The following is a 4569-nucleotide window of genomic DNA, read 5'->3' on the forward strand; positions in this document are numbered from 1 at the left end:
AGCATGTGGAGGTATCCAGTCGTAATCGGCTCTATTGAGCCGTCACGACCGTATAGCCGCCTGTTTTAGCTCGGCCGCGCGGATGATTGCCTCTATATCGGCCATCACTTGGTCGTGCGGGACCGAGGGGCGTGTGTCGGCCAACGACGCTTGGACCTTGGCGCGGAACCAGCTGTCGTATGCCTCGGCTTCTGCAGCCGTCGGGAATTCCGACTCGATGGGGGAGAGGATTACGTTCATAAGGGCAGTTTACACGTCTAGGCGGCCTTGGGGGTCGCGTTGAAACTCGAAGCGCAGCGCTGTGACCTTGCGGCCCGCCTTGACCGGCGTCCAGTTGATCAACCAGCCATCTTTCTCGATCAACTCTTTTACTGCTGGCTCGATGATCGCCCGCCGAAGGTCTTTAAAGTTTTTCCGATGACTTTCCTTGGCATCCATCGCCTTTGCGAAGTCCTCCACGTCGAGCTGACGCCAGCCCGTGTCCTTGAACTGCATCAGCAGCTCCAGCAGTCGCCACGAGTAAATCGAGCGCAGGCCTGCGGCCTGTTTCAGCAGGTAGGTCGTGTGATTGCCGCGCAGCGCTACGAGGTAGGGCGTAGCTTCGTGTGAGAACCGCAGCTCGACCCACGCCTCGCCCTCGTGGTACGTGATGCCGCTGACCCAGTGATCCAGATGCACTTTGAGGCCGCGCCGTGTCTGCTCCTCGCGCCGGATCGTGCGGTTGAGCAGGGACTTCGAAACCTCCTTCAACTGCTCGTAGGCCGTGTTGGGGTCGAGGGTGAACGTCTCGGCGTACTCGGCGGCGGATAGAGTGATCTTGTATCGCCCTTGGTCGAGTCGAACGCTGTCGAGCTTGGCCGCGCACGATTTCACGACACGCTGTTCGGCAAGGGTCTTGAGGCCATGAGAGGCGGCCACGAGGTCATTGCGCAGCGTTACATGGCGTTCTGACAACGGGCGACCTTCCTTCGTTGCCAGAGCTTTGGCGTGCATATGGGAGAAAAGCCGGGTTAATGGGACGCGTAACAATAGCATCCCAATTAAAGAAATGGGATGAATTTTTTTAACATCCTAGATGTGGATAACGCCCGGAAAGTCTCCCACTAACCCGGAAAGTCTCCCATTTCACCCGGAAAGTCTCCCAATAGCTCCCCGCAAAACCTTATCCAGTAAGGCTCTCGCACGTTTACAAACGTCTACAAACGTATAACAAACCGCGCGCGCAAGACGATAGATAAGTGCCGCCCTGCACAGGGGCAACCTCGGTGCTCACCTCCGACACGACTGCATGTCGGCACGACGACAGATCAGGTGAGCTGGGGTGCGCTCAAGAAACGGATTTTTACGTACGTTTAGGTGTTCGTTGCTGAGTCGAACGCAGGGATCCATGTTCCATGGCAACAGGGGCCAAATTGGCAGCGTGTCAAATGGATGTGAATTCGCCGTTGGCCGAGCACGTAGTTAAGACCGGCGACAACTTTCCTGCATCATCATCCGGCCTCTTCCATGAGGCTCCTGCCACCACGTTTATTCGCAAAACATTAATTCCTTCGCATTTTCGAAATGCTCAACAGTGAGGTCGTGGGTACAGTGGCGACCACTGCCGCAAGGTAGTGATTGCTGTAATTCCTTTGACGTAAAGGCGTTCTGGACGCGGGTTCGATTCCCGCCACCTCCACCAGATGGCGTTTTCGCTAGACGTTATCTGATGGGGGTGACCTGGTTTCGACAGGGCGAGATAGCGAAGAAGGCAGCAGGAGAGGTGACCGACCTAATCGGCACAAATCTGTAAATGCAAACAATAGCACTTACGCCCTGACGGGTACCTAATCCGTCTCGAGTTGCCGCCCCTCCACGCAAGTGGTGCTTCGGAACAGAAAGGGCGGCCCCATCGTCGTTGCAGTGAAACCGGGCGCTTTAAATGGCAGCGTCGCCGGATCAGCGTAACCGGCTCCTCTCTCTATCCGTCTTCTATTTCGCCTCATCCGTCCAGTTGAGCTGTACCTCAACCGAACGTCAGCGCGTCACGCTAAACGCGTCAGATTAGGGCCGTTTTCGTCATTGGTTAACGCTTCTGCATCAACATCTGAGACCCAAACCTGACAGGTTCCGTCGTTAGCGGACGTAAACGTCCGAATCTTGACGGCGCCCCGAGCTGTAAAGCTAGCTAGAGTCATATCCACGCCCCCGCAAGCGGGGGCAATAACGGCGCTTCGCGCCTTGACGGCCCCCAGCCTACTTCAACCGCCTGCGGGCGTGGGCGCGGTAAGGCTCTAGGTACCTCCAGCATCAGGATTGGCTTGCAATGAGGAGGGCGGGCGGGCCGCGGCGGCAAGAATCAGGCGCTCCACGACATCCTGAAGCCGCTCACCATCCTTCCTGAGCCCCTTCAGCGCATCAAAAGCCGCCACCTTGACCTTGTGGGTCTGCTCGTCGGGCGGCTGAAGAGGCTCCAGGAGGCTCCCGCCCATAAGCTCGCTCTTGACCCTCAACAGAGTATTTTGGGGCCATTTTTGGCCATAAACGACAGCTTCACTCATAGGTCAGCCCTCCAAGGTGCCACGTAGGTAGTTGTTGTAAACCCAGCGCCCGCGGCCATCGCCGTGCCCCATGTCGTTCGCCAGGTTCGCCAAGGCGACCCGAGCTGTCAGTTCTTGCGACAAATAGGAGCCGTAGCTGTGGACGGCGAAGCTAGCCCTGAGGCTGTGGGAGCTATTGCCGCCTTCCAGACCGAGCTTCTTGTAGTGCCGGTGCACCTGGCGCGCGGCGGCGTCCCCGTTCTTGGCGTCAATCAGATATTTCCGCCCGGTCAAGATCGCCTGAGTTCGTTGCAGAGCGTCCCGCAGCGGCTCTCGGTAGTCATGCGGGATATAGGTGTCCCGGATCTTTCCGCCCTTGGTGCCGTCCCGGATCGTGACGTGGGAAGCGCCGCGCTCGAGGTCGGCCAGCATCAGGGTGACGCTCTTGTGGCTCTGAATCATCTCGTCCTGACGCATGCCGCCATATCGTTGGAGGTCGATCCAGATGCGCTCGTCAGCCGTCGCCCGCTGGTAGGCGGCCGCCAGCACGACCGGGTCAGTGGCCTTCCGGCTCCCGATCCGGGTCGCCTTGGGGATCTTGAGATCCGCGCGTGTCAGCTGCTCAGCCAGATCCACCCGCCCTGCCCCCCGCAGGGCATGCCGTAGGTGCGTGGCCTCGTTCTCCACCGTTCTGATAGAGACGGTGGCCAGCCTGCCAGTGATGTAGTTCCGGAGCTGCTTGGCCGTCACGCTCGACGGTGTGATCCGGCCGTAGCTTTTTTCCTTGGCGTGCTCTTGGAGCGCGCGGAAAGTTGTATGCATTTTCTTCTTCGTCTTCGTTGATTGTTGTGCATGCAACAACGCTGAAGCCATGAAAGTGGCTTCCACAGAGTTCGGGCGCATCGCCTACCAACCTCCCATAAAGGGGATTTTCCGACCGCCCCAGCGGTCGGATACAACGCTTGTTTAGAGCACGGAGGCCAGGATCCTGGGGGATCCCTGTCAGAGGGCCGAGGGTTTGCCGAAAGGGGTTGTCTGGGGATGCCAGGGCCACGCGCACCACGCGCAAAAATCAGGAGTCACTACGACATACTTTTTTTATCGCCAGAGTTGGCGTGGGAATTCGTGGCGCGTCGCGCCGCGTCACTTCGTCGCTCGCTCCGCTCACACGAAGTGACGCGGGGAGGTACTAATCACGATTGATGGTTTGCAGGGCGCGGAAAACCAGTGGTCGGCATGCGCGGGTCGCTCGTCGTCGGCACGGGAGCTAGGCGCAAGTCGGTCTGATGATCGGTCGGAAGTCGCGGTGTCTGAATCGCGGTTGAAGTTGATGCGCTGCGCGTGGAGCACAGCCGATCGTTGCGCAAATTTGCGCAGATCGTTTCGAGTTGATGGTTTGTCACGTGATGCCGTAGCGGCGCTTGGTGACCTGTCATGCGACTTCCCGGAGAGGGAGCCTCTGGGAAGATGCAGGATGGTGCCGGCGGAATATCGACGGACTACGGGAGCCCACCTTGCGGCATTTCAAAATTTACATGCCTCGCAGCTATCTGCCGGGAGCTCGGTCGAGACCGTTGCTAGCAGAGGGAACTGGTGGGCGATGCGGCGCGAAGGCGCCATAGTCGCTGCGTCGATGACGCTGAAAGTATCGCCACTATCCGTATCGATGCGGCGCTTGTCAATGACTAGAGCGCTCGCTGCCGCCAGGATATTGCTGGCGAGAGTGGACTACCGTCACGACTTCAATTGTGGACGTCGTGACGCGATAGACCACCACGTAATTCGGGTGTGCGACGATCTCGCGCGTGCCAGGTTCGCGGCCTGCCCGGTACAGGTACGGGTGTTCAGCGGCAGGTAGTACCGATGCTTCGATGATGGCCGCCATGCGGCGTGCAGCCTGCGGGTTGTGGTCAGCGATAAAGCCGATGATCTCGGCCAGGTCTTCGCGCGCGGACGCGCGCCATTCGATGGTGAGCATGTGGAGGTATCCAGTCGTAATCGGCTCTATTGAGCCGTCACGACCGTATAGCCGCCTGTTTTAGCTCGGCCG

Annotated in this window: 5 protein-coding genes and 1 other RNA gene; 1 reads left to right on the top strand and 5 read right to left on the bottom strand. The window is 58.9% G+C overall.

Annotated elements, in window-relative coordinates:
• Nucleotides 1–42: 42 nt before the first annotated feature.
• A complete protein-coding gene (locus DID99_RS38585; protein WP_124668661.1) occupies nucleotides 43–240 on the bottom strand; it encodes a stability determinant in 198 nt (65 codons plus the stop codon).
• A gap of 9 nt (nucleotides 241–249) precedes the next feature.
• Nucleotides 250–993, bottom strand: a complete 744-nt coding sequence (locus tag DID99_RS35790) for a replication initiation protein (RefSeq protein ID WP_124668662.1) — start codon at nucleotides 991–993, stop codon at nucleotides 250–252.
• 560 nt (nucleotides 994–1553) lie between these two features.
• Here DID99_RS35790 and ssrA point away from each other — a divergent pair.
• Nucleotides 1554–1839: a transfer-messenger RNA gene (ssrA, locus tag DID99_RS35795) on the top strand.
• A gap of 434 nt (nucleotides 1840–2273) precedes the next feature.
• Here the strand turns inward: ssrA and DID99_RS35800 are convergent.
• The 3 genes from DID99_RS35800 to DID99_RS35810 all read right to left on the bottom strand — a co-directional run bounded on the left by DID99_RS35800 (nucleotide 2274) and on the right by DID99_RS35810 (nucleotide 4497).
• Nucleotides 2274–2540 (bottom strand): hypothetical protein, encoded by a 267-nt coding sequence (locus DID99_RS35800; RefSeq protein WP_124668663.1) that lies wholly within the window; start codon nucleotides 2538–2540, stop codon nucleotides 2274–2276.
• Nucleotides 2541–2543: 3 nt separating this feature from the next.
• Nucleotides 2544–3392, bottom strand: coding sequence for an integrase domain-containing protein (locus DID99_RS35805; protein ID WP_185733878.1), 849 nt, complete (start codon nucleotides 3390–3392; stop codon nucleotides 2544–2546).
• Between the two features lie 805 nt (nucleotides 3393–4197).
• A complete protein-coding gene (locus DID99_RS35810) occupies nucleotides 4198–4497 on the bottom strand; it encodes a type II toxin-antitoxin system RelE/ParE family toxin (protein ID WP_124668665.1) in 300 nt (99 codons plus the stop codon).
• Between the last annotated feature and the right edge of the window lie 72 nt (nucleotides 4498–4569).

The organism is Burkholderia sp. Bp8986 (assembly GCF_003854225.1).
Lineage (GTDB): Bacteria > Pseudomonadota > Gammaproteobacteria > Burkholderiales > Burkholderiaceae > Burkholderia.

What these genes read in the sequence shown, in the direction of transcription:
- DID99_RS38585 (WP_124668661.1), bottom strand. Translation starts at nt 240, where the DNA reads ATGAACGTAATCCTCTCCCCCATCGAGTCGGAATTCCCGACGGCTGCA.
- DID99_RS35790 (WP_124668662.1), bottom strand. Translation starts at nt 993, where the DNA reads ATGCACGCCAAAGCTCTGGCAACGAAGGAAGGTCGCCCGTTGTCAGAA.
- DID99_RS35800 (WP_124668663.1), bottom strand. Translation starts at nt 2,540, where the DNA reads ATGAGTGAAGCTGTCGTTTATGGCCAAAAATGGCCCCAAAATACTCTG.
- DID99_RS35805 (WP_185733878.1), bottom strand. Translation starts at nt 3,392, where the DNA reads ATGGCTTCAGCGTTGTTGCATGCACAACAATCAACGAAGACGAAGAAG.
- DID99_RS35810 (WP_124668665.1), bottom strand. Translation starts at nt 4,497, where the DNA reads ATGCTCACCATCGAATGGCGCGCGTCCGCGCGCGAAGACCTGGCCGAG.